The sequence below is a fragment of the Erythrobacter litoralis genome (assembly GCF_001719165.1).
GTDB lineage: Bacteria > Pseudomonadota > Alphaproteobacteria > Sphingomonadales > Sphingomonadaceae > Erythrobacter > Erythrobacter litoralis.
Genome location: NZ_CP017057.1, coordinates 1,545,431 through 1,571,561 on the forward strand (window position 1 = coordinate 1,545,431; position 26,131 = coordinate 1,571,561).

General features: G+C 65.0%; 24 protein-coding genes. 9 read left to right on the forward strand and 15 right to left on the reverse strand.

Annotation, left to right across the window (positions count from 1 at the left end):
• The first annotated feature begins 1 nt into the window (after nucleotide 1).
• From Ga0102493_RS07330 to Ga0102493_RS07340, 3 genes are read left to right on the forward strand one after another with little or no spacing between them, the layout of a single operon-like run.
• Nucleotides 2–793 carry a type III pantothenate kinase gene (locus Ga0102493_RS07330; protein ID WP_034904649.1) on the forward strand — a complete coding sequence of 264 codons (792 nt, stop codon included), beginning with the start codon at nucleotides 2–4 and terminating at the stop codon, nucleotides 791–793.
• A 15-nt stretch (nucleotides 794–808) separates the two neighbouring features.
• On the forward strand, nucleotides 809–2,458 hold the full coding sequence (locus tag Ga0102493_RS07335) for a ribonuclease J (RefSeq protein WP_034904648.1): 1,650 nt from the start codon (nucleotides 809–811) through the stop codon (nucleotides 2,456–2,458).
• Between the two features lie 5 nt (nucleotides 2,459–2,463).
• Nucleotides 2,464–2,748 carry a DUF1467 family protein gene (locus Ga0102493_RS07340; RefSeq protein ID WP_034904647.1) on the forward strand — a complete coding sequence of 95 codons (285 nt, stop codon included), beginning with the start codon at nucleotides 2,464–2,466 and terminating at the stop codon, nucleotides 2,746–2,748.
• 900 nt (nucleotides 2,749–3,648) lie between these two features.
• On the opposite strand, the gene Ga0102493_RS16375 is transcribed toward Ga0102493_RS07340, so the two are convergent.
• Nucleotides 3,649–5,214 (reverse strand): hypothetical protein, encoded by a 1,566-nt coding sequence (locus Ga0102493_RS16375; protein ID WP_236922325.1) that lies wholly within the window; start codon nucleotides 5,212–5,214, stop codon nucleotides 3,649–3,651.
• A 182-nt stretch (nucleotides 5,215–5,396) separates the two neighbouring features.
• Here Ga0102493_RS16375 and Ga0102493_RS07350 point away from each other — a divergent pair, with 182 nt between their 5' ends.
• The 4 genes from Ga0102493_RS07350 (at nucleotide 5,397) to Ga0102493_RS07365 (ending at nucleotide 9,462) form a co-directional block, all read left to right on the forward strand.
• The gene (locus Ga0102493_RS07350; RefSeq protein WP_034904644.1) at nucleotides 5,397–5,708 is read left to right on the forward strand and encodes a hypothetical protein; all 312 of its coding nucleotides are present in this window, start codon (nucleotides 5,397–5,399) and stop codon (nucleotides 5,706–5,708) included.
• 91 nt (nucleotides 5,709–5,799) lie between these two features.
• Complete coding sequence (locus Ga0102493_RS07355) at nucleotides 5,800–7,011, forward strand: hypothetical protein (protein WP_034904641.1); 1,212 nt, start codon at nucleotides 5,800–5,802, stop codon at nucleotides 7,009–7,011.
• Between the two features lie 40 nt (nucleotides 7,012–7,051).
• On the forward strand, nucleotides 7,052–8,035 hold the full coding sequence (locus Ga0102493_RS07360; protein WP_034904639.1) for a hypothetical protein: 984 nt from the start codon (nucleotides 7,052–7,054) through the stop codon (nucleotides 8,033–8,035).
• The gene (locus Ga0102493_RS07365) at nucleotides 8,032–9,462 is read left to right on the forward strand and encodes a sensor histidine kinase (RefSeq protein WP_034904636.1); all 1,431 of its coding nucleotides are present in this window, start codon (nucleotides 8,032–8,034) and stop codon (nucleotides 9,460–9,462) included. Before Ga0102493_RS07360 ends, Ga0102493_RS07365 begins: the two co-directional genes overlap by 4 nt.
• Here the strand turns inward: Ga0102493_RS07365 and Ga0102493_RS07370 are convergent.
• The 3 genes from Ga0102493_RS07370 to gltX are packed head-to-tail and all read right to left on the reverse strand — an operon-like array spanning nucleotide 9,459 to nucleotide 12,449.
• A complete protein-coding gene (locus tag Ga0102493_RS07370; RefSeq protein WP_034904634.1) occupies nucleotides 9,459–9,671 on the reverse strand; it encodes a hypothetical protein in 213 nt (70 codons plus the stop codon). The genes Ga0102493_RS07365 and Ga0102493_RS07370 overlap by 4 nt on opposite strands.
• Before the next feature lie 20 nt (nucleotides 9,672–9,691).
• Complete coding sequence (locus Ga0102493_RS07375) at nucleotides 9,692–10,978, reverse strand: citrate synthase (protein ID WP_069297483.1); 1,287 nt, start codon at nucleotides 10,976–10,978, stop codon at nucleotides 9,692–9,694.
• A 55-nt stretch (nucleotides 10,979–11,033) separates the two neighbouring features.
• Nucleotides 11,034–12,449 carry a glutamate--tRNA ligase gene (gene gltX, locus Ga0102493_RS07380; RefSeq protein ID WP_034904631.1) on the reverse strand — a complete coding sequence of 472 codons (1,416 nt, stop codon included), beginning with the start codon at nucleotides 12,447–12,449 and terminating at the stop codon, nucleotides 11,034–11,036.
• Between the two features lie 173 nt (nucleotides 12,450–12,622).
• Here gltX and Ga0102493_RS07385 point away from each other — a divergent pair, with 173 nt between their 5' ends.
• Complete coding sequence (locus tag Ga0102493_RS07385) at nucleotides 12,623–13,297, forward strand: DUF4131 domain-containing protein (protein WP_069297484.1); 675 nt, start codon at nucleotides 12,623–12,625, stop codon at nucleotides 13,295–13,297.
• A 286-nt stretch (nucleotides 13,298–13,583) separates the two neighbouring features.
• Here the strand turns inward: Ga0102493_RS07385 and istB are convergent, their stop codons facing one another.
• Together istB and istA are read right to left on the reverse strand one after the other, a co-directional pair.
• Nucleotides 13,584–14,420 (reverse strand): IS21-like element helper ATPase IstB, encoded by an 837-nt coding sequence (gene istB, locus Ga0102493_RS07390; RefSeq protein ID WP_034901636.1) that lies wholly within the window; start codon nucleotides 14,418–14,420, stop codon nucleotides 13,584–13,586.
• Nucleotides 14,417–15,919, reverse strand: coding sequence for an IS21 family transposase (istA, locus tag Ga0102493_RS07395; RefSeq protein WP_034901634.1), 1,503 nt, complete (start codon nucleotides 15,917–15,919; stop codon nucleotides 14,417–14,419). Before istA ends, istB begins: the two co-directional genes overlap by 4 nt.
• A gap of 167 nt (nucleotides 15,920–16,086) precedes the next feature.
• On the opposite strand from istA, the gene Ga0102493_RS07400 reads away from it, so the two are divergent.
• Nucleotides 16,087–17,412 carry a ComEC/Rec2 family competence protein gene (locus Ga0102493_RS07400; RefSeq protein WP_081845546.1) on the forward strand — a complete coding sequence of 442 codons (1,326 nt, stop codon included), beginning with the start codon at nucleotides 16,087–16,089 and terminating at the stop codon, nucleotides 17,410–17,412.
• Nucleotides 17,413–17,600: 188 nt separating this feature from the next.
• On the opposite strand, the gene lexA is transcribed toward Ga0102493_RS07400, so the two are convergent.
• The 9 genes from lexA to trpE form a co-directional block, all read right to left on the reverse strand.
• Nucleotides 17,601–18,299, reverse strand: a complete 699-nt coding sequence (gene lexA / locus Ga0102493_RS07405; protein WP_034901632.1) for a transcriptional repressor LexA — start codon at nucleotides 18,297–18,299, stop codon at nucleotides 17,601–17,603.
• Nucleotides 18,300–18,481: 182 nt separating this feature from the next.
• Nucleotides 18,482–19,702: a molybdopterin molybdotransferase MoeA gene (locus tag Ga0102493_RS07410; protein WP_034901629.1), complete on the reverse strand. Its 1,221-nt coding sequence runs from the start codon at nucleotides 19,700–19,702 to the stop codon at nucleotides 18,482–18,484.
• Nucleotides 19,702–20,193, reverse strand: coding sequence for a cyclic pyranopterin monophosphate synthase MoaC (moaC, locus tag Ga0102493_RS07415; protein ID WP_034901627.1), 492 nt, complete (start codon nucleotides 20,191–20,193; stop codon nucleotides 19,702–19,704). The genes Ga0102493_RS07410 and moaC overlap by 1 nt, the downstream gene beginning before the upstream one ends.
• Before the next feature lie 113 nt (nucleotides 20,194–20,306).
• Entirely contained in the window at nucleotides 20,307–21,095 is a 789-nt protein-coding gene (trpC, locus tag Ga0102493_RS07420; protein WP_034901624.1) for an indole-3-glycerol phosphate synthase TrpC, read from the reverse strand.
• An 89-nt stretch (nucleotides 21,096–21,184) separates the two neighbouring features.
• Entirely contained in the window at nucleotides 21,185–22,177 is a 993-nt protein-coding gene (gene trpD, locus Ga0102493_RS07425) for an anthranilate phosphoribosyltransferase (protein ID WP_034901621.1), read from the reverse strand.
• A complete protein-coding gene (locus Ga0102493_RS07430; RefSeq protein WP_034901618.1) occupies nucleotides 22,174–22,797 on the reverse strand; it encodes an anthranilate synthase component II in 624 nt (207 codons plus the stop codon). The genes trpD and Ga0102493_RS07430 overlap by 4 nt, the downstream gene beginning before the upstream one ends.
• Nucleotides 22,794–23,759: a prolyl aminopeptidase gene (gene pip / locus Ga0102493_RS07435; RefSeq protein ID WP_034901616.1), complete on the reverse strand. Its 966-nt coding sequence runs from the start codon at nucleotides 23,757–23,759 to the stop codon at nucleotides 22,794–22,796. Before pip ends, Ga0102493_RS07430 begins: the two co-directional genes overlap by 4 nt.
• The gene (locus Ga0102493_RS07440) at nucleotides 23,756–24,586 is read right to left on the reverse strand and encodes a phosphodiester glycosidase family protein (protein WP_034901613.1); all 831 of its coding nucleotides are present in this window, start codon (nucleotides 24,584–24,586) and stop codon (nucleotides 23,756–23,758) included. Before Ga0102493_RS07440 ends, pip begins: the two co-directional genes overlap by 4 nt.
• Nucleotides 24,583–26,100: an anthranilate synthase component I gene (trpE, locus tag Ga0102493_RS07445; RefSeq protein WP_034901936.1), complete on the reverse strand. Its 1,518-nt coding sequence runs from the start codon at nucleotides 26,098–26,100 to the stop codon at nucleotides 24,583–24,585. The genes Ga0102493_RS07440 and trpE overlap by 4 nt, the downstream gene beginning before the upstream one ends.
• Nucleotides 26,101–26,131 lie beyond the last annotated feature (31 nt).

Genomic DNA, 26,131 nt, shown 5'->3' on the forward strand with positions numbered 1-26,131 from the left:
CATGCTGCTCGCCGCCGATGTCGGAAACACCAATGTCGTCTTCGCCCTGTTTGACGGGGAGGGCGCCGCGCGCAAGGTGCGTGCGCGCTGGCGCATCGCAACCGATCCGCGGCGCACCGGCGACGAATACGCGGTCTGGCTGCTGCAGCTTCTCAAGATCGAAGGGGTCGAACGCTCCGACATCACGCAGATCATCTTCGCCTCGGTCGTGCCGCGCGCCGACCATAACCTGACGGTCCTTGCCCAGAAATATTTCGGCCTCACGCCGCTTTTCGCGGGGCAGGGGGCGGCGCGCTGGCGGTTCGAGATCGACGTCGATCAGCCTTCCTCGCTCGGTGCCGATCGCGCGCTCAACATCCTTGCCGCGCATCACAAATATGGCGGCGACCTGATCGTGATCGATTTCGGTACCGCGACCAAGTTCGAAGCGATCGATTTCAACGGCACCTACAAGGGCGGCTCGATCGCCCCGGGGATCAACCTTTCGCTCGACGCATTGGTCGGCAAGACAGCAAAGCTCCCGCGGATCGCGATCCGGGCGCCCGACACCACCAGCGTGATCGGCCGCAACACCGAAGACCAGATGCTGATCGGCGTGTTCTGGGGCTATGTCGCGATGATGGAAGGGCTGGTCGAACGCATGCGGGCCGAGATCGGTCGCCCTGCAAAGATCGTCGCCACAGGCGGGCTCGCGATCCTGTTCGACGAGGCGACCGACATGTTCGACCATGTCGATGCCGACCTTACAATCGAAGGGCTCGGCATTCTCGCCGAACAGACCGAGCAAGGCTGAGGATTTTACGTAGACATGGACAAGAATTTCAGACCTCAGGACGAATTGCTCTTCCTCGCCCTCGGCGGATCGGGCGAGATCGGGATGAACGTCAATCTCTACGGCTGCGAAGGTAAGTGGCTGATGGTCGATCTCGGCATGACCTTTTCGGGCGGCGAATACCCTGGGGTCGATCTCGTCTTTGCCGATCTCGAATTCATCGAGGATCGCCGCAAGGACCTTCTGGGGATCGTCCTCACCCACGCGCATGAGGATCATATCGGCGCGGTCCCCTATTTCGCAGGCGATCTTGGCGTCCCGCTTTACGCGACGCCCTTCACTGCCGATCTCGTCGCGCGCAAGCTTGAGGAAGCGGGCTTGCTCGGAGAAGTCGAAATCAACATCATCGAGGAAGATCACGGGCAGATCGAGCTCGGGCCTTTCAAGATCACCTATCTCCCGCTCGCCCATTCGATCGCCGAAGGCAACGCGCTGCTGATCGACACCCCGCATGGCCGTGTCTTCCACACCGGGGACTGGAAACTGGACGAGGACCCGATCATCGGCGAGCCAACGACCGAGGCGGAATTGCGCGCGATCGGTGAGGAAGGCGTGCTCGCGCTCGTTTGCGATTCGACCAATGTCTTCAACCCGAACCCTTCGGGCTCCGAAGGCGCGGTGCACAAGGCACTTATGGAGGAGGTCGCGCGCCATTCCGGCAAGCGCGTTCTGGTCACCACTTTCGCGAGCAACGTCGCCCGGCTCCAGACCCTCGGCGAGGTCGCGCGCGAGACCGGGCGGCGGGTCTGCGTCGCGGGCCGTTCGCTCGACCGGATCATCGAGGTTGCGCAGGACAACGGCTATCTCGAGGACTTTCCGGAAACGGTCGATTTCGACACCGCGATGGGCCTGCCGAGGGGCGAAGTGCTCATCCTTGCGACCGGCGGGCAGGGTGAACCTCGCGCGGCTCTGTCGCGGATCGCCGAAGGTAACCACCCGCTCGAACTCGCAAGTGGGGACGTCGTATTGTTCTCCTCGCGCCAGATCCCCGGCAACGAGATCGCGATCGGCAAGGTCCAGAACCAGCTCGCCGCGCGCGGGATCACGATGGTGACAGACCGGCAGAGCCTCATCCACGTCTCGGGCCACCCGGGGCGCCCCGAACTCGAAGCGCTCTATTCATGGCTCCGCCCGCACGTGCTGGTCCCGGTCCACGGCGAGATGAAGCATATGGTCGAGCAGGCGCGGCTCGGGAAGGAATGCCAGATCCCGAAAGCGGTCGTGCAGTCGAATGGCGACATCGTTCGTCTTGCGCCGGGTGACCCGGGCCGGCTCGCCCAGGTGCGCAACGGTCGCCTCGTTCTCGACGGTGACATCATCGCTCCGTCAGATGGCGACGCGGTCGTCATGCGTCGCCGGATTGCGCATGAAGGGGTGCTGATCGTCGTCCTCGTCCCTGGCGAAACCCCGCTGATCGAGGCGATCGGCCTGCCGCTCGACGAAGACATGGCGGATTTCGTAGCCGAGGCGCAGGAAGATATCCTGAAGGCCGTCGGCAGGCTCAAGGGCAAGGATGCGCGCGATCTCGCGGCAATCCACGAAGCCGCGCGTCTTGCCGCTCGCCGGGCCGCGCAACGCTGGTCGGGCAAGAAGCCGCAGGTCCGCGTGCTCATGCCGGGGGCCTGAGCGCGATGGAATGGACCTCAATCCTCGCGATCTATTTCCTGGTCTGGATCGCGACTGCTTTCGTGATGCTGCCTTTCGGCGTGCGCACCGCCGAGGAAGAAGGCGCGGAACGGGTGCCGGGCCAGGCTGAGAGCGCCCCGGTCAATTTCCGTCCCCGCCGGCTCGCATTGCGCGCGACGGCGCTGGCTGCGGTTCTGACGGGTATCTATGTCCTCAATTACGAGCAGGGCTGGATCACTGCGGAGGACATCGATCTGATGCCTGAGCCACCCGCCGACCTGCAGCGCTAATCGCGGAAGCGCTCTATCGCCTGGGCGAGCACGACGTAGAGTTTGCCGGCATCCGACCCAAGCACCGTGACCCCCAACGCATTGCCGTCCCGGGTCGAGAGCATTGCTCGTAACATCGCTTCGAAATCGTGGATGTAGCGCGCGACCGCTGCCTTGAAATCCTCATCTGTCTGATAGAGTTCGGTGATGCGTCTTGCCTCGCCCCCATCGATCAGGCGCACAGCGCGGCGAGTGAAAATGCCGCGATCGCCCTTGAGATAGGCGTCCCACGAGGAATCGGTCACTTCGGTCGACAGCGCCGAGGCAATGTCGATCGACGCTGAATTGAGGCTGTCGGTAATCAGCGCCATGCGCCGCGCGAAATCGTTGTTGACCTTCTCCTCGGCCAGTTCGCGCGCACGGGCGACCCGCTGTTCCAGATTGCCTGCGAGCTCGTTGACCCGGGCGAGCTGGTCGCGCAGCTGCGCCGCAGCCTCGCGCCCGACGCCGGAAGCATGGGCCGCGGCCTGCTCGATCCTGCTGATCGTCTCGGAGCTTTCGCTGCGCAGACTGCGCTCGAGCGCGGTGACAGCCTGTTCGCCCATTTCCCTGGCGAGCTGTTCGAGCCGCTCACGGGCACCCTCATCGAGGGTTCGGAATGCCGCCTCGGTCGCGGTGCGAAGTTCGTCGAGGCTGGTGCGAAGCCGATCCTGGCTCTCGCCTCCGAGGCGGCCACTCTCTTCGACCAGTCGCTCAAATCCGCCGCGCAGGCCGCCGAGCCGCGCAAGCGTGTCTTCCGACTGTTCCGCCAGTTTCTCGGCCAGCTGCCCGATGGAAGCTTCGGCCGCGTCGATCTCGCCCTGGGTCTTCACGAGATAGTCCGACAGTTCGCTTCCATGTCCCTTGGCGGACAGCATCAGATCACCGATCGCTTCGGCACGCTGCTCGACCGAGGCGAGGCCACCGGTCGCGACTTCGATCGCCTCGGGCAGGTCCTCGCGTGCGTGGCGCGCGCCGGACTGGATGATTTCGAGCAGGCGAATCCCCGCATCGGTCAACTCGGCGAGCTGTTTTTTCGGTTTCGGCGAGTTCGCGCCGACGTTCGGCCAATTGCTGGCCAAGCGCACCGATACCACTGCCGAGGGTCTCACGGGTGGTCTGCGATTGCTGGGCGATCTCGCCGATCAGGTTGCCGAGCCGCTCCACCTCGGCCGTCATGTCACGACCATGGGCGACGAGTTTCTCGGTTTCTTCCACCTGCGCTTCGCGGCGCTGTGCGATGGCTTCATCAAGATCGGCAAGCCGCTGGGCAAGCACTTCGCTGGCCTGCGATTCGCGGGTCTCGAATTCGTCCTGCCGGCGCCGCATTTCTTCCATGAAACGCCGGTCACGGATTTCGAGCCGGTCGTCGAAGCGCCCGGCTTCCTCGTGCAGTTCCTTGAGCCGTTGGCGCGCGGCTTCCATCGCCTGCCTGTCGAGCCCTTCGACGGTGGCGATGGTCTCCGCGATCTCATCATGCAGACGCTCTTTCGCCTCGCGCAGCCGCGTCAGGGCCGCGTCCTCGCCATCGCGCAGACTTGCCGATGCGGTCTCGGTTTCCTCGCGCAGCGCGGCGACACGCTCACGCAATGCAGCGAGCGCCCTGCCTTCGGTTTCCTCAAGCGTTTCGCGATAGGATCCCGCTTCCTCGCTCAGCGCCGCGAAGCGGCCGGCGGCCAGCTGTTCGATTGCCGAAAGCTGTTCCTCGAAGTCTGCCAGTGTTTCCCCGACCTTCTTGCCGAGTGCCGCGACCTGGCTGGCGCTTGCCGAACCGAACTGGTTGAGCCTTTCGAAACCGCCGACGAGCGCGTCGAGCTGCGCCTGTGCGGTTCGCCCTGCATTGCCGACCTGGTTTGATACATCGCGCGCCGAATTGGCGATGACCGGGAGGTCGTCACGGAGCCGATTCATATTGGCAAGCGCGGTCTCGCTGGCCGAGCCGATCGCTTCGACCTGCGCTCCATTGTCGGTGATCAGCTGCTGCAGCTCGCCCGCGTGGCTCGAAATCCGTTCGCTTGCGATACGGCCTAGCGATTCCAGCTCACGCGATTGCGCGGCCAGAAATTCGCGAGCCAGGCTGAGTTCGCGATTGACGACCCCAAGCCTCTCTTCGAGCTGGGCGCTCTCACGGCTGAGCATCGCGGCGGAGCTGGCGAAGCGTTTCGCTTCGGCCCGCGAATTGCGCATTGCGATGAGATAGGCGACGCCGATGAGAAGCACCGGAACCGACCAGTCGATGATCCAGCGGGTCCATTCGGTGGGCGGGGCGGAGGCGGCGGTCGAGAGTTCGTCTCTTAGGGCCCAGCCGTAAAAGGCGCTCCACCCAAAAACAGCCAGGCCGGCGAGCAGCGGGCCGACCCAGCCAAAACGGACAGGCGGCGAAGCGGCAATGCCGTCGTCCTCTTCCGGCTGTGCCCAGCTATCGTCGTTCTCATCTTCTGTGGGCAAGGCCGTGTCTTCTTCGCCCTTGCTCTCGGAAGGGAGAGACTTTTGCGCCGCATCGTTCGGTTCCTGCGGGCCTGCGCCCCGGCCGATCGCTCTGATATGATGACCACCCGACATAGACAATCAATACCATACCCGGTGACATGATAAACCCCGCTTTAACTCCATCGCGGATAAGAGGGGGCATGGCGTATGAAAGCGGTGCCCTGGATGCGACGATCGCGGCGGCAGCGGGAGATGATTCCGCGCTGATGGGGGAACTGCGCAAGGCCTTTCTCGACAGCGCCGCGCGCCAGCTCGACCTGCTGCGGCGTTCGCGCTGCGATGGAAACTGGAATGTCGCCGCGATGCGTCTCAAGGGGCTGGCAGCGAGCTTCCATGCTCAGGACTTGCTGGGAGCAGCCGAGAACGCGCTTGCGTCGGCACCGGGCGATCCTGCTGCTATCCGCGAAATCGACAAGGTGATCGCCAGATTTTCGGGTCGCTCCGACGCCTGATCTGTCCATAATCGCGACGAACCGCACGCCGCGCGCTTGAAGCGGGGCGGGACAGGGGCGTAGCGAGGTCCCTTCACGGTCCGGGGACATCATGGTTCGCACAGCCCTTCTGGCAGCTCTCGATGAAAGCGAAGAAGGCGGCTTGCGCGCTGAACTGGCGCTCGGCGGGCGGAGCGTGCTTGCCTGGCAGTGCGAGGCGGTGCGCTCGCTGGGTTGCGAAAAGGTCGTTTGCCTGATCCGCAGGTTGGGCGAGGAGATCATCGCTCTCCAGCGCGCTGTCGAAGCCGATGGCGGCGAATTCCATGCGGTGCGCTCAGGACTGCAATTGCCCGGCCTGATCAAGGCCGAGGATGAACTGGTCGTGATGCTCGACGGGCTGATCGCCGAGCGCGGCGCCATCGAAGCCGTTGCTTGCCAGGATGGAGCTCTGCTGAAGGGTGTCGCGACCATCGCCGCCAGTCACCCGCTGGCGCAAAGCTGTCCGCAGGCTTTCGAACGGATAGACCGCGAACGCAGCTGGGCAGGGCTGATAGTGATGCGAGCGGCACCAGTGCAACAACTTGCGGATCTGCCCGGAGATGGTTCGACCGTTTCGCTTCTCCTGCGCCTAGCCCTGCAGGCGGGCACGCCGTGCCGCGAGATCGGTGTCGAAGCGCTGGCGGAGGGCGATTGGCTGCTCGCGACCTCGAGCGAGGTGCTGGAGGCGCGCGAACAGGTGCTGATCGACCGTACTCTGGACGAGACCCCCTGGAGTGGACCCGGGCGCGCGCTGGCGCAGGAGATCGCCCGGCGCATCGCGCCAAGAGGACTCGCCATCGGTCCGCTTGCCGGAGCCGGATTGGCGGCGCTTCTCATGGTTCTGGGGGCAGGACTGGCCTTGCTCGGTTGGGGCGCGACGGGCCTTGCGTTGGCATCGGCGGGGGCCTTCGCCGCAGCATGGTCGGATGAAGCGTCGAAGCTGGCGCGCGAGCTCGCGGGTGAGCGGAAACGCGCGATATCTCACGCCGGACAAGATGCCTTGCTCGATGGTCTTGCAAGTGTTGCCCTTATCGGCGCAGTGATCTCGTCCGGCGACGGATCGATTTCCAGCCTTGGCGCGGCTGCGCTGGGTCCTTTTGCAATCGGGCTCTCGAGGCTTGCGGCGGGTATCTCCGGTCCGCTCGCGCGGGCCTTCTGGCAGGACCGCACTGTGCAACTCGCGATCTTTGCGCTCGCTGGCAGTTTCGGCCTGCTCGGGCCGGTCATCGCCTTGGTCGGGCTCGCCGCGCTCACGCAATTGCTGCTGCGCTCCGGGCGCGATTGAGCTAACGCAGACTTAACTATACCCCTGTAAGCGGCAAAATATGGCGCAGCCTGCAACGAGCATTTCCGGGGATCTCACCAGCGTCGAGGGCCTCCTCAGGGAGGAACTCGCACGCGGGGACCGTTCGCTTCGCGGCGTCGCCCCGGTGCTCGCGCATATGCTCGCTAGCCCGGGCAACGCGATGGTCACCGATGCGATCGTCGCGCGGGTGCGGGGTATGCTAGAGCATCTTGCGCGGCAATTGCTCGCAGCCGAGCGGGCTGAAAGAATGGGGGACGCCGCCCGCGGCAGTGCCGACCCACCCGAAGACGTCGATGCGCTCGCGGCATGGCTTGCATCGGATCATGTCGTGCTTGGCCATTCCTATGTCCTCGCGATGGAGAGCCACCTTGCGGAACGGCTTGAACGACGCGCGTCGGTCGATCCGGTACTGAGCCCGCTTTTGCAGGAACTGATCGCCTCGGAAAAGCCCGCGACCGCCGAACTGGCGATGGCGACCCTCGCCGCCCAGTCCCGCTTCATCCAGAGCCAGCGCCGCATGGACATGCCACTGGCAGAACTTCCCGCCGAACTTTTCCTGAGTGTGATCGAATGCTGGCAGAATGCCGCCAGCGAAAGCAACGGTGAAGACGTGCCCAGAGGGGCAGTCGACCGCCTCAAGCGCTCCTATGACGAAGGTGCGAGCCGCGGCGGGCTTCTCGCGCGGCTCGTGTCGGCTATGGGAAATGGAGCGGTCGCAGCGCTCGAGCTCGAACATGCGGGCCTTGCCCTGTTCGCCACTGCACTGGCCTCACGGACCCGCCAGCCGCGGGACAATGCGGTCATTGCCTGCCACGAGAGCCAGGCCGCGCGGCTCGCGCTTGCCTTTCGCGCGGCCGGAATGGATGCGGCGGCGATCGAAAGGCAGTTTCTTGTGCTCGAACCCGGTATCAGCGTCCCCGAGGTGATCGGAAAACTGGCGCCTGATCGGGCGCAGGCGATCCTGGCCCAGTCCGAAGCGCGCGTCATGGACATCGAACGATGATCGAGCGGGGCGATACCTTGCTCGCAGCGCGCGGGCTGACCGATGCGGACGATCGTCTGGTCAATGCGGACGAGCCGCTTGCTGAGCTTCAGATCGCTTGCGGTGGCAGGATCCCGGGTATGCTCGCGGTTCCCGAATTGCTCGAACTCGTACGGCAGGCGCGCGGTATGGGGCTTCGCATCGCGCGCGAATTCGGCGCCCACGACGGCGAAGAACTGGTGACCGGCTTCGTGCGCATTCAACCCCGACCCGATAGCGAGGGGGCAGGATGCGAGGTGCTGGTGGAGAACTGGCAGCGCCATCCGCGCACGCTCGCCGGGGCCGGCGAATTCGCCGAGCAACTCGATGCGATCGACCGGGCAAGCGCGGAGGCGAGTGGGCGGCTCGATGCGCGACAGCGGGTGCAGCTCGTGAATGCCGGTGCTCCCGATGCGCAAGAGCTCGAACAGGCGATCGCGCGCGAGCCGGGCCGGGTGTGGACCGATTACGTGACGCTCCAGGGTATCGCGCACCGCCAACCGCTCCACTGGCGCCTGCTGGACGGAGCGCACTGTCTTCTGCCCGGATCACAGCGGTCTTGGCGCATCCGACTGCTCCCGCTGGGCTCCGTGAGCACTGCACCGGCCGGGTTCGAGTGGCTGCTTGTCCCCGAAGAGCCGCTGGCCGAATCGCTCGGACACGGGGACGAGGAGAAGCAAGCGGCTTCTGGGCACAGCAGACTCATCGGCAGCGCGCTGACCCCGGTCCTGCGCCAGCCGATCGCGCGCATCATCGCCAATGCCGAGACGATCCGCGCCCGCCTCGCGGGGCCCTTGCGCGAGGAATACACCGAATATGCCGGCACCATAGCCGCAGCGGGCCAGCACCTGTCGGGCATGCTCGATGATCTCGCCGATCTCGAGGTGGTCGAGGCGCCTGGCTTCTCGACCGCGCGGGAAAAGGTCGATCTCGCCGATGCGGCGCGCCGGGCCGCAGGGATCCTGGGCGTGCGGGCGCAGGGCCGCGATATCGTCCTCGACCTGCCGGGGGAAGGCGACGATTGCCTTGCAACGGCAGAGTTCCGGCGGGTGCTGCAGGTCCTGATGAATGTGATCGGCAATGCGATCGCCTATTCGCCTGCCGGGAGCCGCGTGACGGTGCGCACGCACCGGGCTGAGGGCGAGGAAGGGCAGCACCGTGTTGCCGTCACGGTCTCCGACGAGGGACCGGGCGTAACCGAGCAGCAGGCAACTCGCATCTTCGACAAGTTCGAGCGCCTTGGGCGCGACAATGATGGCGGTTCCGGACTGGGACTTTACATTTCGCGCCGACTTGCCCGGGCAATGGGCGGCGATCTTACGGTATCCGGACCTGAGAGCGGGGCCGAAGTGGGTGGTGCGGTCTTTCGGCTCGACCTTCCCGCCTATCCTGCCGGAAAGCCTGCCTAGCGTCGGCCGATCCGGCTTCCCGCCCAGATTAACAGCGCTCCGATCACTGCTGCAATGCCGCCATAGAGCGCCCATTCGCGCTGTGCGAGCATGAAGCTGCCCGGCGGCCACATGACAATTCCAAGTCCCTGTAGCGCCCAGAACGCGCCCGAAAAGGCAAGGGCGGCCCCCAGCACCTGCACAGCAAGCACCAGAAAGGACCGCCCCATCGTGCCTTACCGGTAAGCGCCTAGCGCTTGTCGAGTGGCACGTAATCGCGCTCTGTCGGGCCGGTGTACAGCTGGCGCGGGCGGCCGATAACCTGGGCGGGATCGGAAATCATCTCGTTCCACTGTGCGACCCAGCCAACCGTGCGAGCGAGGGCGAAGAGCGCGGTAAACCTGGTGGTCGGGAAACCGATCGCCGACAGGATGATACCGGAATAAAAGTCCACGTTCGGGAACAGCTTCTTTTCCTTGAAGTAGTCGTCGCTGAGAGCGATTTCCTCGAGCCGGAGCGCGGTTTCGAACACGGGGTCTTGCACGTTCAGCGCCTCGAACACTTCGCGCACGGTCTTCTGCATGACGGTCGCGCGCGGGTCGTAATTCTTGTAGACGCGGTGACCGAAGCCCATCAGGCGGAACGGGTCGTTCTTGTCCTTGGCGCGCTCGATATAGTGCGGGATCTTGTCCGGCGTACCGATCTCGCGCAGCATGTTGAGCGCGGCTTCGTTCGCGCCGCCATGCGCCGGACCCCACAGGCAGGCGATGCCGGCGGCGATGCAGGCGAACGGGTTCGCGCCCGACGAACCGGCGAGACGCACGGTCGAGGTCGAGGCGTTCTGTTCATGGTCGGCATGGAGGATGAAGATCCGGTCCATCGCCTTTTCCACCGCCGGAATGACCTCGTATTCCTCGGCCGGAACGCCGAAGGTCATGCGCAGGAAGTTGCCGGTATAGCTGAGGTTGTTGTCCGGCTGCATGAAGGGCTGGCCGACGGCGTACTTGTAGGCCATCGCAGCGATCGTCGGCATCTTGGCGATCAGGCGGTGCGATGAGATCTTGCGGTGCTCGGGGTCCGAGATGTCCGTGCTGTCATGGTAGAACGCCGACAGCGCGCCGACGACGCCGCACATGATCGCCATCGGGTGCGCGTCGCGGCGGAAGCCCTGGTAGAACTGGCGCAGCTGCTCGTGCAGCATCGTGTGACGGGTGATGGTGTAATTGAAGTCGTCGAATTCCTCACTGCTCGGAAGCTCGCCGTTCAGCAGGAGATAGGCGACCTCCATGAAGGAGGAATGTTCGGCCAGCTGGCCGATCGGATACCCGCGGTGCAGCAGAACGCCTTCATTGCCGTCAATGTAGGTCAGTGCGCTTTCGCAGCTGGCGGTCGACTTGTAGCCCGGATCGAAGGTGAAATGGCCGGTCGACCCGTACAGCTTGCGGATGTCGACGACATCCGGTCCGGTGCTGCCGCTGAGGACGGGAAATTCGTGGGTTTCGCCGCCAAGCTCGAGTGTCGCGTGCTTGTCTGCCAAGATGTGTCTCCTGCTCTATCCTTTGCCCCTTCGCGCCTTCGCGCTGCGGCGACTGTCAGGCCGCCTGCGCGTCGAGCCGTGCAAGGGCTTCTTCCCGTCCCAAGAGGACCAGAACATCGAAAATACCGGGCGAGGTCGTCGTCCCGGTGAGTGCGGCGCGCATCGGTTGCGCAAGCTTGCCGAGGCCCAATCCCAGTTCCTCCGCAAGCGCCTTCGTAGTGGCTTCGAGAGCCTCGCTTGTCCAGTGATTTTCCTGCGCCAAAGCACGGGAAACCAGTGCAAGCCGCGCACGTGCCTCATCATCCAGAAGGCTTGACGCTTTCTCCGTCATCTCAAGCGGCCGGGTGGCGAAGAGAAACCCTGCACCTTCAGATATTTCGTTCAGGTTCCTCGCACGCACTTTAAGGACTGACATGGCCTCGACGAGCAGCGCCCGGTCAGCGCCTTCGGGCAGGCGCGGCAGGACCAGATCGGCCAGCATCGCATCGTCTGCCTCGCGGATGTAATGTCCGTTGAGATTCTCCAGCTTCTTGAGGTCGAAGCGCGAAGGACTCTTGCCGACACCGGACAGGTCGAACAGCTCGATCGCTTCGGCGCGGCTGATTTCCTCGCGGTCGCCGTACCCCCAGCCGAGCCGCAGCAGGTAGTTGAACATCGCATCGGGTAGGATGCCGAGTTCGTCGCGATAACTCGCCACCCCGACTGCGCCGTGGCGCTTCGACATCTTCGCTCCGTCGGACCCGTGGATCAGCGGGATGTGGGCATAGACCGGATCCTCCCAGCCGCCCTCGATTTCCTGCATCGCGCCATAGATCGGCAGCTGGCGAAAGGCGTTGTTGAGATGGTCGTCGCCGCGGATGACATGGGTGACGCCCATGTCGTGGTCGTCGACCACCACGGCGAGCATGTAGGTCGGCGTCCCGTCGGCGCGCAGGATGATGTAGTCGTCGATCTCCTCGTTGGCGACCGAGACGCGGCCCTGGACCTTGTCCTCGATCGTCATGACACCAGCGATCGGGGTCTTGAGACGGATCGTGTAGGGCGCACCCTGCGGGGCCTCCGAAGGGTCGCGGTCGCGCCAGCGGCCGTCGTAGCGCATCGGCTTCTTCTGCGCGCGCTGTTCGGCGCGCATTTCCTCAAGTTCCTCGGGCGTGGCGAAGCACTTGTAGGCATGGCCGGCCTCAAGCAGCTTGAGTGCCACCTCGGCATGACGCTCGGCCCGCTCGGACTGGAATACGGGCTCCTCATCATAGTCGAGGCCCAGCCATTCGAGACCCTCCAGGATCTTGTCGATCGCCTCCTGCGTCGAGCGCTTCTTGTCGGTGTCCTCGATCCTGAGCAGGGCCTTGCCACCATGATGGCGCGCATAAAGCCAGTTGAACAGCGCGGTACGGGCACCGCCGATATGGAGGAAGCCGGTCGGCGACGGGGCGAAGCGGGTAATGACGGGCGCGATGCTTTCGCTTGCCATGGGGTCCGAATTCCTTTTCAATACGGCGTCATCCGACTGGCCTGGACCCTGGGGGGAGGTGGCCGATGGGCAACACGCCGATCATACCGATTGGGGACGGTGCCGATGGCAGCGATGCTGCCGTGGCTGCCGCCGGAAACTCTCCCGCGCGCCCTTGGCAAACGCATCCCGGCTTGTCCAGCACCGGTGGCAACGCAGGATGGTTCGGAATAGCCCTTTCGCAGGCCGAAAGGTTCCTGGCGGAGGCCGGTTTCGACCGTGCGCCGTGGCTTGCGGTGGCCTTTGCCTGCGGCATTCTCACCTGGTTCTCGTTGCCTGGGCCCTGGCAATGGATCGCCGCCATCGGTTCAAGCCTGCTCGTTGCCCTTGCGGCGCTGGCGATCTGGCCGAGCGGATCGGCAATTGCCGACGAGAGAGGTCATCTGCGCCGCGCCATGATCGCGCTCGGCATCGTCTTTGCCGCAGGCATGACCGTGATCTGGGCCCGCTCGGAAATCATCGGGGCCGAGCCGATCGAACGCCCGCTGATCGAGCGCGTGCAGGGTTATGTCCTCGATCGCGAGGACCAGCCCTCCGACGAGCGGGTCCGCCTGACCCTGGCGGTCCGCGATGCCGCCACAGGCGAGAGCCGCAAGATCCGCGTCAACGTCCCGCTCGATGCGCTCGCAGAAGCGGGGGCCGAAGCGGGCGAGGGGGCCGCCGCGGAAGGGGCGGTGGTGCGAATGCGGGTTCGGCTCATGCCTCCGGCCAGCCCGATGCTGCCCGGGGCCTACGATTTCGCCCGCACCGCCTGGTTTCGGGGCCTCGCTGCGACCGGAAGGCTGATCGGGGATCTCGAGATCGTATAGCCTGCTGCGCGCGATCTGGGCATAGCCCCCGTGCAGCGTGGGCTTTCCCGGCATGTGCGGGCGCGGGTGGATGGATCGGCAGGCACCATTGCCGCTGCATTCGCCAGCGGCGATCGCGGGGCGATCGCAAAGACCGACGACGAAGCCATGCGCGATGCCGGCCTCACGCACCTCCTGTCCATCATGTAGCGCGACATTCAAGGTGAGAGTTGCGCGACGATCAGGATGAGAAGTTGATTGTCGCGGCGCGACAGTTTGTGCGCATTCTGATTGTCGCTGGCAAGGGCTATTTGTCGTCCTGATTGTCGCGGACGGCTTCGAGGACCTTGGGCGTCGTGTAGGTCGCTGGTCGGCCTGGGCCTGAGCGACGCGCTTCGGCGGTTCGTCGCCGGTAGCTTTCGACGTTCATCTCGAAGATTGTTGCGTGATGGACCAGACGATCCACCGCGGCGAGCGTCATGGCCGGATCCGGGAAGACACTGTTCCAGTCGCCGAAGGGCTGGTTGGCGGTGATCAGCAGCGAGCGACGTTCGTAGCGGGCGCTGATCAGTTCGAACAGGACCGAGGTTTCGGCCTGGTCCCGGCTGACGTAAGCGAAGTCGTCGAGCACCAGCAGATGATACTTGTCGAGCTTTGCCAGCGCGGATTCGAGCGCCAGTTCGCGCCGGGCGATCTGGAGCCGCTGCACCAGATCGGACGTGCGCGTGAACAGGACGCGCCAACCATTCTCGACCAGCGCGAGGCCGATGGCAGCGGCCAGATGGGTCTTGCCGCCACCAGGAGGGCCGAACAGGATGAGGTTGGCACCCTGCTCGAGCCATCCGTCGCCGGCGCACATCGCCATGACCTGCGCCTTGGAGACCATTGGCACGGCATCGAACGCGAAGGTATCGAGGGTCTTTCCGGCAGGGAGCTTGGCTTCGGCCAGATGCCGCTCGGTCCGCCGCCGATCCCGTTCGGCGATCTCATGCTCGGCGAGCGCGGCCAGAAGCCGGGCCGCAGGCCAGCCTTCCTTGTCTGCGCGCGCGGCAAAGTCGCCCCAGATATGCTTGATTGCCGGCAAGCGCAGCTCGTTCAGCATCAGGCTGAGGCGCTGGGCATCGATCATCGGACCTGTGCTCATGCCGCCTCTCCCCATCCGATCAGGCTGTCATAGGATGCAAGCCCGCCGAGCTTGACCGTGACCGCGGGCAGCTGAGCGGGATCGGGGGAGAACCGGCTTCGCAGGGCGCCGATGTCAGGGCATCGTCGCGCGGCAAGATCGGCTTCGAGCAGTCCGGCAAGTTCAGCCTCGCAGGCCCGCTCGTGCGCCATGGCCAGCAGATCAACGGTGATCCTGCAAGCCGAGCGCTCGCCTTCTTGCTCCAGCAGATGCTCGAACATCCGCCGGTAGGCTTCGCGGGGGAACAGGCTGTCGCGATAGACCAGCCCCATGAGCGCCATCGGCTTGCGCCTGAGCGAGTGGATCACATGCCGGTAATCGACGATATGACCATGCTTGCCATTGTCGCCAGCGCGGCCGCGCACCAGGGTCATCAGCTGGGTGCCGCCCAGGAACAGGTCGATCCGGTCATCGTAAAGCCGCGCGCGCAGCTTGTGTCCGATCAGCCGCGAGGGCACGGTGTAGAACACCTTGCGCAAGGTGAAGCCGCCCGATGAGGTGACCGCGACCAGCACCTCCTCGTAATCACTCGTGCGCGTGTCAGGCAGCGGCTGCAAGGTGCGGCGCTCGGCATCGATCGAGGGAGCATGACGCCGGTTGCGCGCGGTCACGACCTCATCGATGAAGCAGCGATACGCCGCCAGATCGGCAAAGTCGCTGCTTCCCCTCAGCAGCAAGGCATCCCTCACCGCAGCCTTGATATGGCCATGAGAGCTCTCGATCGAACCGTTCTCATGGGCCACCCCTGTGTTGTTGCGGGTCGGCTCCATCCCGTAATGCTGGCACAGCGCATCATATCGCGTGGTCAGATCAGCCCGGGCATCAGCAGCAAGATTGCGGAACGCCGCCGACAGGCTGTCCGTCCGGTGAAGCCGCGGTGCGCCGCCCGCTGACCACAAGGCATTCTGCAGCCCCTCGGCCAAGGCAACAAAGCTCTCGCCGCCCAGGATCACATGGCAGTGCTCGAACCCGCCATAGGTCAGCCGGAAGTGATAGAGCATGTGCTCAAGCGGCACGCCGGCGACCGTGACATCAAAATCGCCCATATCGGTAAAGTCCGACAGGCCAAGTCTGCCAGGCTCATGCAACTGCCGGAAGATGACCTCGCGTTCGGGCCCATGCAGCGCACGCCAGGCCCTGATCCGTCGCTCGAGCGTCCGGCGCGCAAACGGCAGGCTGCCATGCCGGCGGCGCAGCTCCTCGAAGATCGCGATCGGACGAAGCCCGGGCGCTGCTTCCAGCAACGGCACGACCTCCTCGTCAAAGTATCCTGCCAGCGGATCGGGACGCCGCCGCCCGCGCGGCGCTTTCGTCTGCAACGGCCGCTGCGGATCCTGCAACAGCCGATAGCCCGTCGCGGGACTCATCCCGGCCTTCACCGCAGCCTGCGCTACCGAGTGATCTTTCCTCAATGTCATGAACAGCCTCATCTGATGATCGGTTATGTGACGGCCAGGCACACGGCAGGTCCTCCGCAGAAGGAAAACCCAACCATACCTGACACCGCGATCATCTCGGCAGCCCAGCAAAGGGCGCCCCGGTGTGGGGGAACCGGCTACGGGCTACGCCCTGCGCCGGTTCCCCCACACCGGATTCTCATCTTGATTGTCGCGCTTTCTCATCCTGATTGTCGCGCGACACCATCAGCGGGTTGCATGTCAGCGCGGTGATCGCAGCCGCCTATCTCGCCGCGCTGAAGCTGCTCGCGCTGTTTCCGGCGATAGCCCTGCGCGCCCGCCTGCCGGTCCTTGCAGCAGGTGCAGGCGCGCTGGCCGGCGTCGCCTACACCTTGCTGACGGGGGCCCAGGTTCCCACCGTGCGAAGCTGTGTCGCCGCATTGCTGGTCCTGATCGCGCTGGCAATGGGCCGCGATGCGCTTTCGCTGCGAATGGTCGCCGCGGCCGCTCTCGTCGTCATGCTGCTGTGGCCTGAGAGCGTAATCGGACCGAGTTTCCAGATGAGCTTCTGCGCCGTGCTCGCAATCGTCGCCTTACACACTTCGCAGCCGATAAGGGCCTTCCTCGCCCCGCGCGAGGAGCCATGGTGGCAGCACACCGGAAGGCGCGTCGCGATGCTGTTCATCACCGGCCTGGTGATCGAAATCGCACTGATGCCGATCGTCCTCTATCATTTCCACAGGGCAGGATTGTACGGCGCAATCGCCAATGTGATCGCCATCCCGCTCGTTACATTCGTATCGATGCCTCTGATCGCGCTGGCGCTCCTGCTCGATCTCGCCGGTCTCGGAGCGCCAGTCTGGTACCTGGTGGAGGCATCGCTCGACCTTCTCCTCGCCATTGCCCATTTCACCGCAAGCCAGCCCGGCGCTGTCAAGCTGATGCCGCAGATGGACGGGCTGACGATCGCACTTTTCACCGCCGGCGGCTTGTGGCTCGCATTGTGGACCGGGCGGGCGCGGCTGCTGGGCCTCGCGCCTGCTGCGCTCGCCACTGTCATGCTGATCGCGACCCCCATTCCGGACATCCTCATCGGCCGCGAAGGCCGTCATGTCGGCATCACCATGGTAACGCCGGAAGGGGAACGCCGACTGCTTTCCCTACGGGATACCCGCTCGTCCTACAGCCGCGACAACCTGCTTGAACTCGCCAGCGTCACCGCCGAACCGATCCCCCTTGCCGAGTGGCCCGGCGCGCGATGTTCCCGGTCGTTCTGCGTGATCGGGATCGAGCGCGGCGGGCGGACCTGGACTCTCATGATGGCCCGCAATCGCGACCGGATCGAGGAGCGCAGGCTCGCCGCGGCCTGCGCACAGGCCGATATCGTTGTGGCCGACAGGTTTCTGCCACGCTCCTGCCGTCCCGCCTGGCTCAAGGCGGACCGCAAGCTGCTTTTGCGAAGCGGCGGCCTTGCGCTCGACCTTGATGAGGGCCGCATGACGAGCGTCGCCGAAGGGCAGGGCCAACACGGATGGTGGCGCGGCGAGCGCGATTGACCACCTTGCTCCCGGCGCCCAAAGCAGGCTTCAAAGAAGAGCCGCGTGCCGATTTCGACAATCGGCACGCGGACGCTGCATGAAACAGGGACCGATTGGCCACCTGCCAACACGGCCATTCACGAAGCAGCGGGACTTCTGGCGGGCAACAGCAAACCGCCATGTCACCGTGTCAGGAGTTCCCGGTCCTAGTGATAGCGTCGCAGCAACCCGGCAAGCCTGCCCTGGACCTGCACTTCCTCGGACCGGTAGACTTGCGGTGCATATGCAGCATTGGCCGGATCGAGCCGGACTGCCCCGCCATCCTTGTGGAGGTATTTCAACGTCGCTTCCTCGCCGCGCACCAGCGCCACCACGATCTCCCCGTCACGTGCCGTGTCGGTTCGCTTTACGAGCGCGAAATCGCCGTCGAAGATGCCGGCCTCGATCATCGAATCGCCGGATACTTCAAGCGCGTAGTGTTCACCCGGACCGAGCAGGGCCGCGGGTACGGGGAGCGAGTTCTGCCCCTCGAGTGCCTCGATCGGGGCGCCCGCGGCGATCCGGCCATGGAGCGGGATCTCGATCACGTCATTGGCAGGTTCCGGAGCGTCGCGCAGCGTGCGCGAAACCGAGGCCACTGCATCGTTCGCCGCATCGAGCCCGGCAGCGCCGCGCGAGGCGGGCACGGCATCTTCGGGCTGTCGGATCACTTCAAGTGCGCGCGCACGGTTGGGCAACCGGCGGATGAAGCCGCGTTCCTCAAGCGCTGAAATCAGGCGGTGAACCCCCGACTTGCTCTTGAGGTCCAGCGCTTCCTTCATCTCCTCGAAACTGGGCGAAACGCCGGTTTCTTCCAGCCTCTGCTGGATAAAGCGGATCAGTTCGTGCTGCTTTGCGGTCAGCATGCGGATTCTCCCACGGGTGCATCCGCAATGGGTGCGGATGCTGAAAAGACGCAACTGCAAGAGGCACCGATTGACTGGTGCGTTGCGCGTGCTTTCGCCACCGAAAAGGTGAACGAATGCGGAACGAATAGGAAACTCGGCAATGCAAGTCAAGACGCTTGACCGCGCAAGAGTTGGACTTTTCAGCCGGTTCGCAGTGACCAGACCGACACTTCCTCTCCGGCCTCGACCGGATCGGCCCCGGCGGGGCGGTCGATCAGGCAATCCGCTCCGGCGAGAGCCATGAGTGCGCTTGAATCCTGAGTAGCGCAGCGCCGGACCTGCTGCCCTTCCATGACGGCGCGCAGGAATTCGCGGCGTTTGCCGCCGGGCGGAAGGTCTTCCCTCGTGCGGACCGAAAGGGAATGCGGCAGCGGCTCGGCAGCGCCCATCGCAGCGCGAACCAGCGGTAGGACGAACAGGAACGCTGTGACGAAGCTCGAAACGGGATTGCCGGGAAGCCCGACGATCACTTGCGGCGGTGCATCCGGGCGGTCACGGGTTGCGACAAGCAGCGGCTTGCCCGGCTTGATCGCCACCTTCCAGAATGCGATGTCAGCCCCCCAGCGTTTCAGAGCGTCCTGAAGTAGGTCGTGATCGCCGACTGAGGCGCCGCCGCTGGTAACGAGGATATCGGCTTGCTCGGCCTGCGACAGCGCCCGGGCGAGCGCTTCCATATCATCGGCGACGGGACCGAGCCGGGCCGCGCGCACGCCGAGGGGAGCGAGCTGTGCGGCGAGCATCGGGCCGTTCGAGGCAGGTATCTGGCCCGGCCCGCATCGCGTTGGATCTCGCACCAATTCGTCTCCGCTGTCGAGCACCGCGATGCGCGGCACGGCGGCGACCATGCAACTCGCATGGCCGGCGGCGATCGCGAGCGCGATCTGCGCCGGGCCGAGCATGGAGCCTGCCGAGAGCACCTGCGCGCCTTCCTCAAAATCGAAGCCGCGTTTCCTCACATGACGTCCCGGCGGCGGAATTTCCCCGGCCCGCAAGGTTGCCTCCTCAACGCTCGCATCCTCCTGCAGCAGAACCCGGTCGGCACCCTCGGGCATGTGGGCACCGGTGGAGATGCGGACCGCTTCTCCGGGGCCGAGCGCGCCGCCGAACGGCACCCCGGCGCGGCTCTCGCCGACAATTCGCCACGGTCCGCTGCCGCTGTCGCTGTGAGCGTCGGCGTCGGCGCTCAGCGCATATCCATCCATCGCGGAAAGGTCGGCCGGAGGCTGCGTGCGCGCGGCCCGGAGGTCGACGGCGAGCACTCGCCCGTGCGCTTGGTCGACAGACACCTCCTCGATGCGAACGGGTGGAGCGAGTGCAAGCAATCGTTCCTGCGCTTCCTCCAGGGCAAGCGGGCCGTTCATCAATCGCTCCCGGGTGCACGCCAGTGGCCGCTCTTGCCGCCCTGCTTCTCGAGCAGGCGGACCTCGCCAATGACCATCGCCTTGTCGATCGATTTCGCCATGTCGTAGATCGTCAGCAAAGCGACCGAGACCGCGACCATCGCTTCCATCTCGACCCCGGTCCTGCCGGTCAGCGAAGCGGTACCGGTAGCGCGGATCGCGTTTTCCTCGAAGTCGAACTCGACCGTCATCGCATCGAGGGCAAGGGGGTGGCAAAGCGGGATCAACTCGCCCGTGCGCTTGGCTGCCATGATGCCTGCGATGCGCGCGGCCGCGAGGACATCGCCCTTGGGCGCCTCGCCCCCGCGTATCGCTGCAAGAGCTTGAGCAGACATCGCGATGCGGCCCGATGCCACCGCGACCCGATTGCTTGACTGCTTGCCCCCCACATCGACCATCCGCGCTGCGCCGTCATCTCCCAGATGCGTGAGACGGCTTGAGTTTTCGCTCATATCTTCGGCTCCCCTCGTCGGCTTGCAGCAAGCGCTCCCGATCGCATCAGGCGATAGGGATGGAAAAATGCCACGAAGCGGCGAGCCGGAACAGTGGCGCTTTTGGGGAAGTGTCAGGCCCTGAGCAGTTCGCGTGTGGCGGCGGCGATATCGCTCGCGCGCATCAGGCTTTCACCCACGAGAAAGCAGCGCACACCTGATCTGGCAAGCCGTTCGCAATCAGCTGCGGTGGCAATCCCGCTCTCGCCGACGATCAGCGCATCCTGCGGCGCGAGCGGGGCGAGGCGTTCGGTCACCGCGAGCGAGGTCTCGAAACTGCGCAGGTCGCGATTGTTGACGCCGATGAGACGCGATTTCAGATGCTTCGCCGCGCGTTCCAACTCGCGCTCGTCGTGCACTTCGACCAGCACATCCATGCCGAGATCCAGAGCTGCGGCTTCGATTTGCGACATCTGCCCGTCCTCGAGCGCGGCGACTATCACCAGCACTGCATCCGCCCCGATCGCGCGCGCCTCGATGCATTGCCACGGATCGACCATGAAATCCTTGCGCAGAACCGGCAGCGCGGAGGCGCTCCGGGCAGCGACGAGATAATCCTCATGGCCCTGGAAATAGGGCGCGTCGGTAAGGACCGAGAGACAGGCTGCGCCGCCCGCTTCGTAGTCGCGGGCATGGTCGCCCGGCCTGAAATCCTCGCGTATGAGGCCCTTGGACGGGCTGGCGCGCTTGATCTCGGCGATGAGCCCGAAGCCCGTGGCGCTCGCTTCTCGCAGGGCGGTCTCGAAACCGCGCGGCGGCGCGGCGCGCGAGGCGGCCGTTTCGAGTTCGGAAAGCGCGATCGCATTCTTGCGAGCTGCAACGATCTCGCGCTTGGCCGCGCAGATTTCCTCGAGCTTGTTCATGCAGGAAGCCTTTGCCGTTCGCGCCCCGCGAAGTCGAGAGGCGCTTGGAAAATCGTGTGTCGATCGCGTTTCTCAGGCCCGAGGAAACTTCACACTGCCATGGCGATCCAGCGATCGAGCAGGCCATGCGCCGCGCCCGAATCAAGCGCTTCGGCAGCGATTGCGACCCGCTCGTGCCAATCCTGACCGCGCTTTGCGACGCGCAGGGCTCCGGCTGCGTTGAACAGCACCGCGTCGCGGTATGGGCCGGGCGCGCCCATGAGGAGCGCCTTCAAGGCCGCCGCGTTGTGCATGGCATCGTCGCCGCGGATCGCCTCGATCGGCGTGCGGGGGAGGCCTGCATCCTCGGGCGCGGCACGCTGCATCTCGAAATTGTGCCCGGTCACGACCGCGACCTCGTTTCCGCCGGCAAGGGACAGCTCGTCGAGACCTTCATCACCCGATACGATCAGAGAACGGCCCGTGCCGAGCTTGGCCATCGCGCCCGCATAGATCGGAACATAGGCCGGACGGGCGATGCCGATCAGCTGGCTAGAGACCCGCGCGGGATTGGACAACGGACCCATCAGGTTGAAGATCGTTCGCCGCCCGATCTTTCTGCGGATGGGCTGAATGCGTCCCATTGCGGGATGGTGGTTCTTTGCGAAGAGGAAGCAGATGCCGAGTTCGGCCAGCGTTTTTTCGGCCGTGCGTCCGGCTGCATCCATGTCGAGGCCAAGAGCTTCGAGCGTATCTGCCGCGCCCGCCTTGGATGAAGCCGCACGGTTGCCGTGCTTGGCCACCGGCACGCCGCAGGCTGCGACCACCAGGCTGACAGCGGTCGATACATTGAGCGTGTGGTGCCCGTCGCCGCCCGTGCCGCAGACGTCGATCGCGTCATCGGGCGCATCGATCGGGATCAGACGCGCACGCAGCGCCCGGGCGGCACCCGCAATCTCGTTTGACGTCTCGCCGCGTTCGGTGAGTCCGATCAGGAAGCTCTCGATTTCGTCTTCCGATGGCTTGCCGTCCAGCAGGATACCGAAAGCGGTTTCGGCCTCGTTCTCCGAAAGAGGTCTGGAAATGTCGGGCAGCAGGCTCATGAGGCGATCCGCTCCGGCAAGGTCGCCTCGATTCCGCAGATCCTCGCGAAATTGGCAAGCAGGGCATGGCCGTGCTCGGTCGCGATGCTTTCGGGATGGAACTGGACCCCGTGGATCGGCAATTCGGAATGGCGAAAGCCCATGACCGATGCATGGTCGCCGCCCGGCGTTTCTGCATGGGCGTTGGCGATGAGGACGGCCGGCGCATCCACAACCTCCAGGCTGTGATAGCGCGTCGCTATGAACGGAGAGGGGAGGCCAGCGAACACGCCGCTGGCGTCATGAGTTACCGGACTGGTCTTGCCGTGCATCAGCCCGCCGCGCACGACTCGTCCGCCGAAATGCTGTCCGATCGCCTGATGGCCGAGACAGACGCCGAGCAAGGGTACGTTCGCGTCCGCGCAGGCGGCGACGAGATCGAGGCTTACCCCTGCGTCGTCGGGGGTGCAGGGCCCGGGCGAGATCAGGAACCCCTTTGCACCTGTAGCCAGCGCCTCGCTCGCCGAGATCGCATCATTGCGTTCCACGCGCACGTCGGCGCCCAGTTCCATCAGGTAATGGACTAGATTGAAGGTGAAGCTGTCGTAATTGTCGATGACTAGGATGTCGGGCGTGGTCATGGCTGCTTTCCTGCCAGCTTGTCTGTCGCACGCACGAGTCCGTCGATGATACCCGGCTCGCCCGAGGAATGGCCGGCATCGTGGACGATCCACAGATCGGCGCCCGGCCATGCCTTCTTGACCTCCCACGCGCTGGTCGGCGGAGTGCAGATGTCGTGGCGGCCCTGGACGATGATGCCGGGAATGTCCCGGACGCGGTCCATGTTCGCCAGCAGCTGACCTTCCTCCAGATAGAAGTCGTTGAGGAAGAATCGCGCGCAGATACGGGCAAAGGGCACCGCCTTCGATGGGTCGGCGAATTCCTCCAGCAGCGCCTCGTTGGGAAGCAGCGTTGCGACCGTCCCTTCCCAAAGCGACCACTCACGTGCGGCGGCAAGGCGGGTTTCCTCGTCATCGCTGGTCAGCCGATCATGATAGGCCTTCACGAGGTCGCCGCGCTCATCCTTCGGGATCAGACCGGTAAACTGTTCCCATTGCTCGGCCATGATCTCGCTCGCACCGTAGCGGTAAAGCCAGTTCTTTTCCTTCTGGCGGGCGAGGAACACGCCGCGCAGCACGATCTCGCTGACCCGGTTCGGATGGGCCTGCGCATAGGCGAGGGCGAGCGTTGCGCCCCAGCTGCCGCCGAACACCTGCCAGCTGTCGTGCCCGCACATTTCGCGCAGGCGTTCGATATCCGCGACGATGCGCTGGGTGTCGTTGTTCTCGATTTCGGCAAAGGGCATCGACCTGCCGCAGCCGCGCTGGTCGAACAGGAGCACGTCGTAGAGCGCCGGATCCCATTGGCGGCGGTGCGATGGGCTCATTCCTCCGCCCGGTCCTCCATGGAGGAAAACCGCCGGCTTGGCCCCAGGTGTGCCGACACGTTCATAGTAGAGCGAATGGCCCTCTCCGACATCGAGCATACCGGTCTCGTAGGGCTCGATTTCCGGATAGAGCGTACGTTCGTAGGTCAGCGTCATGGTTTCGTCTCCACCACGATGATCGGTCCTGCGCGGCCGCTGTCCAGTCGTCCGGTCGCAGGGTCCCACAGCGCGGAATTGTTCGAAAGTAGAAGCAGTGCCTGCTCAGTCTTCAGTTCATCCCGGTAAAAGCGTGCGATCCGCCCGAAGCTTACCGGTGCATCCGCGATCACGAAATGGGCGCGCCCTTCGCGATCGATGCCGACGCCGTTGCGAACGGCACGGGAGGGACCGTCATCCTCGAAATCGGGATGGAGTTTGCCGTCGATGACGAGCATTGGTCCCGACTGTGTGCCGAATTGCGGGCGGTCTCGCACGGTCGCGAAAAAGGCGTCAGTTGCAAGCACGCGCCACCTGCCGTCGCTGCCGAAGAAAACGCCGTTGGGCTTCATGTAGAAATTGCCGTCGCCTCCGCCGCGCGCCAGTTCCGAAGCGCGCTCACCGGCTTCGACGTAATAACCGATCGCGCGCAGATCGTCGCCGAATGCGCCGCCCGTGACGGCAAAGGCGATGGTTTCGGCCTGCGCTGACCCGGCGAAAGAGGCGAGCGAGCCGTAAGGCTGGCCGCCTTCGGCCGCGAGCACGGTGCGTATCGAGTGGCGTTTCGGATCAGCGATGCAATGGGTGAGCGGCACGTCCTCGAAGGTAACGGCTGTGCAGGCTGAAGCGCGGGCCGGCTCCTGCGGTACTTCGGCCTCGACGATTTCCGGCCCTTGCTGACTGCCCGGTCCGTCCAGTTCGCTGCGGACCACGGGCTCGCCCGCGGGCTGCTGTTCGCAGGCGGCGAGGGCCAGCAGGCCTGCAATAAGGGCAGACAAACGCGTCACTGGCCGTATCCCGGCTCGGATGCAACGCGCACCGCTTCGCGCGCGGCGGCGAACAGCGCACCCGCTTTTGCGCGGCACTCGGCAAGTTCGGCATCGGGGTCCGAATCCGCGACGATCCCCGCCCCCGCCTGTACGTGCATGGTCCCGTCCTTCACCACGGCGGTACGCAGAACGATGCACGAATCGACCGAGCCGTCCGGGGCGAAGTAGCCGACGCCTCCGGCATAGGCCCCGCGCGTTTCGGGCTCGAGTTGGGCGATGATCTCGCAGGCTCGAATCTTGGGTGCGCCCGAGACCGTGCCTGCGGGAAAGCCTGCGAATAGCGCGTCAAGCGCATCGCGCCCTTCGGCGAGTTCGCCCACGACATTGCTGACAATATGCATCACATGGCTGTAGCGTTCGATCGTGAAGCTGTCCGTTACAGTGACGCTTCCGCGCGCCGCCACCCGGCCGACATCGTTGCGGCCGAGGTCGAGCAGCATGAGGTGTTCGGCGCATTCCTTCGGATCGGCGAGCAATTCCGCCTCGTTCGCGAGATCCTTCGCGCGTGTTTCGCCCCGGGGCCGCGTGCCGGCGATCGGGCGGATGGTAACCTCACGCTTTCCGCTGGCGTCGGCACGCACACGAACCAGGATTTCCGGGCTGGAGCCGACAATGGCGAAGCCGGGCAGGTCGAGGAAATAGAGGAATGGCGAAGGATTGACCCGCCGCAGGGCGCGGTAAAGCGCGAGCGGGGGCAGCGCGAACGGACAGGTGAACCGCTGCGCCAGCACGACCTGGAAGATGTCTCCTGCGAGGATGTAATCCTTGGCCCGCGCGACCATCGCCTTGTAGTCATCCCCCGCCATAATCGACACCGGTTCAGGCATCGCCGTACCAAGGGCCGCGCGCGATTCTGCGGGACGAGGGCGGACCAGCGCTGCGAGGGCCGCGTCGATCCGTTCGCCCGCCTGCGCAATGGCGAAATCCGGCGCCTCCGCCTCCCAGATCGGGGCGACGCAGAAAAGAGTGTCGGTGAGACCGTCGAACACGCAGATCAGCGTCGGGCGTACGAACAGCATGTCGGGAAGGGCAAGTTCACTTTCCGCCGCGCGCGGAAGTTTTTCGACCAGCCCGATCGTCTCGTAGCCGAAATAGCCGACGAGACATGCAAGCGCGGGCGGCAGCGCCTCGGGCACGTCGATCCGGCAGTCCTGTGCGAGAGAGCGCAACCGATCCAGCGGATTGCCCGGGATTGCCTCGAAGGCATTGCGGTCGCGCCGCCAGTGCCGATTGATCTGGGCTGTACCTGCATGGCTGCGAAAGACGAGGTCGGGATCGAGGCCAAGCAGGCTGTAGCGCCCACGGATTTCGCCGCCCTCGACCGATTCGAGCAGGAAATCGCCTCGCCCTTCCTCGATCAGGCGGCGCGCGGCACCTACCGGCGTGTCGCAATCGGCAACCACCTTTCGCCAGACCAGTGCCGGGGCGCCCGATCTAAGCGCATGCGCTGCCTCTTCTGCACCATCAGGCAAGCCGGCATCGACGCGGGCAGAGCCTTCTTCC